This is a genomic window from Caldimonas sp., assembly GCF_046289365.1.
Classification (GTDB): domain Bacteria; phylum Pseudomonadota; class Gammaproteobacteria; order Burkholderiales; family Burkholderiaceae_C; genus Caldimonas.
Genome location: NZ_JBKBVU010000250.1, coordinates 1 through 3,812, shown reverse-complemented (window position 1 = coordinate 3,812; position 3,812 = coordinate 1). Strand labels below are relative to the sequence as shown.

Below are 3,812 nucleotides of genomic sequence, written 5' to 3'. Positions count from 1 at the left end.
GAGGATGCCGCGGTCGGCCAACACGTCGTCGGCCTCGGGCAGCGTCGGGCCGTTGGCGCCCTCGAGCACCAGCCGTGCCTTGATGCGGTTGGCGCGGGCCGGCGTGATCTGGCCCTCCAGCGCCGCGGGGATCAGGATGTCGCAGTCCACGTCCCAGAAGGCCTCGGGGTCGATGCGTTCGCCGCCGGTGAAGGCCCCCACGCCACCGTCACGGTGCAAGGTGGCCATCAGGTCGTGCATGTCGAAGCCCCGCGGGTTGAAGATCGTGCCGGTGTGGTCCTGCACCGCGACGATTTTGGCGCCGGCACCGGCGAACAGCTCAGCGGCGGCCGAGCCCACGTTGCCGAAGCCCTGCACCGCCACGCGCGCGCCGTCCAGGTTCAGGCCCAGACGGCGGGCGGCCTCGCGGCCGGTCACGAACACGCCGCGTCCGGTGGCCTTCACGCGGCCCAGCGAGCCGCCCAGGTGGATGGGCTTGCCCGTGACCACGCCGGTGGCCGTGGCCCCCACGTTCATCGAGTAGGTGTCCATCATCCAGGCCATGATCTGGGCGTTGGTGTTCACGTCCGGGGCCGGGATGTCCTGCTGCGGGCCGATGATGATGCCGATCTCGCTGGTGTAGCGCCGCGTGAGCTTCTCCAGCTCCTTCATCGACAGCAGCTTCGGGTCGACGCGGATGCCGCCTTTGGCCCCGCCGTAGGGCAGATTGACGGCGGCGTTCTTTACCGTCATCCAGGCCGCCAGGGCCATCACCTCCTCCAGCGTCACGGCCGGGTGATAGCGCACCCCCCCCTTGCCGGGGCCGCGCGAGAGGTTGTGCTGCACGCGATAGCCCTCGAAGTGGCGCACCGTGCCATCGTCCATCTCGATGGGGATGTCGACGATCAGCGTGCGCTTGGGGTGCTTGAGCGTCTCGGCCCAGCGCGCCAGCGGGCCCAGGTAGGGGATCACGCGGTCCACCTGCGACAGGTAGGTGCCCCAAGGGCTGGTGGGCGAGGGGTTGACGTACGACAGACCCGAAAACGAGGTGGGCGTGGAAGAGGAGGTGTGGCTCATGCTGTGTTCCTGCAGTGGACCGAAAGAGGGCTGCTGCCCGGGGCTCGTGACCCCTGGCAGGCCGTGCCACGCACTGTAGTGCGCCGCGTCGCCAAAGTGACATCTGCGCCCATGCAAGCTTTGCATGGCCTGGCTGAGGCTGCTTCATGGCGGAGCGGCAAGTGTTCGCCTGTCGCACAACGCCCCTCTTTTGGTGCGGCGCAGCATGCTAAAGTGATGGGCTTGCCGAAACCGCCTGAAACTTCCCGCCCATGGCCTTGCCTCCGGCCCATCCCGAGCGCCAGCTCAAGCACCGCCGCAGCATCGACGTGGCGGTGTATGCCTGTGGCGGCGGGCGGTGGGAGGTCGAGGCCCGGCTGGTCGATGTCAAGGCGCGTGACTACCCGCTGGCCGGCGGCGTGCGCCGCGCCGGCGATCCGGTGCACGACATGACGCTGCGCCTGGTGATCGACGAGCAGATGAACATCCTGGCTGCCGGTGCGCAGACCGACTGGATGCCCTATCCCGGCCACTGCGACGCCTATGGCGATGCCTATGGCCGCCTCGTCGGCCTGAACCTGATGCAGCGCTTCCGCCAAAGCGTCAAGGAGCGGCTGGGTGGCATCCAGGGCTGCACCCACCTCACCGAGATGGCCCAGGTGCTGCCCACCGCGGTGGTGCAGGCCTTTGCCGGCGAGGTGCTCGACACCCAGGAAAGCGGACAGGCCCAGACCGACCGCCAGCCCTTCCAGATCGACCGCTGCCATGCGCTGCGCGCCGACGGCGAGGCGGTACGCACTTATTACCCGCGCTGGTACCGGGCGGATGCGTCCGCCGCCGGCACTCTCACTCCCCCCTCTCCCCCCCAGACCTCCAAGTAGAGAGACACACCATGAAGATCCACGAGTACCAAGGCAAGGAAATCTTGCGCCACTTCGGTGTGCCGGTGCCGCGCGGCATCCCCGCCTTCACCGTGCAGGAAGCCATCGAGGCGGCCCAGAAGCTGGGCGGCCCGGTCTGGGTGGTCAAGGCCCAGATCCACGCCGGCGGGCGTGGCAAGGGCGGGGGCGTGAAGGTGGCCAAGTCGATCGACGAGGTCAAGACCCTGGCCGAGCAGATCCTGGGCATGCAACTCGTGACGCACCAGACCGGCCCCGAAGGCCAGAAGGTGCGCCGCCTCTACATCGAGGAAGGGGCCGACATCCAAAAGGAATACTACGTCTCGCTGGTGACCGACCGCAGCACGCAGAAGGTTGCGCTGATCGCCTCCAGCGAGGGCGGCATGGACATCGAGGAAGTCGCCCACCGCACGCCCGAGAAGATCATCACCGAGTACATCGACCCGCTCGTGGGCCTCACGTCCGACCAGGCCCGCAAGGTGGCCACCGCGATCGGCTGGTCTGGCCCCACCGTCGAGCAAGGCGTCGAGCTCTTCCAGAAGCTCTACACCTGCTACATGGAGACCGACGCCTCGCTGGTCGAGATCAACCCGCTGAACTGCGATTCCAAGGGCCGCCTGATCGCGCTGGACGCCAAGTTCAACTTCGACGCCAATGCGCTGTTCCGCCACCCCGAGATCGTCGCCTACCGTGACCTCGATGAAGAGGACCCGGCCGAAGTCGAGGCCTCCAAGTTCGACCTCGCCTACATCAGCCTGGACGGCAACATCGGCTGCCTGGTCAACGGCGCCGGCCTGGCCATGGCCACGATGGACACCATCAAGCTGTTCGGCGGCGAGCCGGCCAACTTCCTGGACGTGGGCGGCGGTGCCACGGCCGAGAAGGTCACCGAGGCCTTCAAGATCATGCTGAAGAACCCCAACGTGAAGGCCATCCTGGTCAACATCTTCGGCGGCATCATGCGCTGCGACACCATCGCCGAGGGCGTGATCACCGCCTGCAAGGCCGTGAACCTGTCGGTGCCGCTGGTCGTGCGCATGAAGGGCACCAACGAGGACCTGGGCAAGAAGATGCTGGCCGACTCCGGATTGCCCATCATCTCCGCCGACACCATGGCCGAGGCCGCGCAGAAGGTCGTCGCCGCCGTTCAAGCCTGACAGAGCCCTGAAGGAAACGAACATGAGCATCCTGATCAACAAGGACACCAAGGTCATCACCCAGGGCATCACCGGCAAGACCGGCCAGTTCCACACCCTGGGCTGCCAGGCCTACGCCAACGGCAAGAACGCCTTCGTGGCGGGCGTGAACCCGAAGAAAGCCGGCGAGAAGTTCAGCGACATCCCGATCTACGCCACCGTCCAGGAGGCCCGGGCCGCCACCGGCGCGACCGTCTCGGTGATCTACGTGCCGCCGGCGGGCGCCGCTGCCGCGATCTGGGAGGCCGTCGAGGCCGACTTGGACCTCGTGGTGTGCATCACCGAGGGCATCCCCGTGCGCGACATGCTGATGGTGCGCAACAAGATGAAGGCCAAGGAGGCCGCCGGCGGCAAGAAGACCCTGCTGCTGGGCCCCAACTGCCCCGGCCTGATCACGCCGGACGAGATCAAGATCGGCATCATGCCCGGCCACATCCATCGCAAGGGCCGCATCGGCGTGGTCTCGCGCTCGGGCACGCTCACCTACGAGGCCGTGGCACAACTCACCGAGCTGGGCCTGGGCCAGAGCTCGGCCGTGGGCATCGGTGGCGACCCGATCAATGGCCTCAAGCACATCGACGTGATGAAGATGTTCAACGACGACCCCGACACCGACGCCGTGATCATGATCGGCGAGATCGGCGGTCCCGACGAGGCCGAGGCGGCGCGCTGGTGCAAGGCC

4 protein-coding genes are annotated in these 3,812 nt (G+C 67.3%); 3 read left to right on the top strand and 1 reads right to left on the bottom strand.

Annotated features, from left to right (window positions below):
* Nucleotides 1-1,056, bottom strand: a 1,056-nt coding sequence (locus ACK42S_RS16390; protein ID WP_409710009.1) for a Glu/Leu/Phe/Val family dehydrogenase, incomplete at its 3' end; no start/stop codon positions are given.
* 251 nt (nucleotides 1,057-1,307) lie between these two features.
* On the opposite strand from ACK42S_RS16390, the gene ACK42S_RS16385 reads away from it, so the two are divergent.
* The 3 genes from ACK42S_RS16385 to sucD all read left to right on the top strand — a co-directional run.
* Nucleotides 1,308-1,916, top strand: a complete 609-nt coding sequence (locus tag ACK42S_RS16385) for a DUF2889 domain-containing protein (protein WP_409710006.1) — start codon at nucleotides 1,308-1,310, stop codon at nucleotides 1,914-1,916.
* An 11-nt stretch (nucleotides 1,917-1,927) separates the two neighbouring features.
* The gene (gene sucC / locus ACK42S_RS16380) at nucleotides 1,928-3,091 is read left to right on the top strand and encodes an ADP-forming succinate--CoA ligase subunit beta (protein ID WP_409710003.1); all 1,164 of its coding nucleotides are present in this window, start codon (nucleotides 1,928-1,930) and stop codon (nucleotides 3,089-3,091) included.
* 22 nt (nucleotides 3,092-3,113) lie between these two features.
* The coding region (gene sucD / locus ACK42S_RS16375; RefSeq protein WP_409710000.1) for a succinate--CoA ligase subunit alpha at nucleotides 3,114-3,812 on the top strand (699 nt) is incomplete at its 3' end.

Coding starts and splice junctions, on each gene's coding strand:
- sucC (WP_409710003.1), top strand. CDS start 1,928: ATGAAGATCCACGAGTACCAAGGCAAGGAAATCTTGCGCCACTTCGGT.
- ACK42S_RS16385 (WP_409710006.1), top strand. CDS start 1,308: ATGGCCTTGCCTCCGGCCCATCCCGAGCGCCAGCTCAAGCACCGCCGC.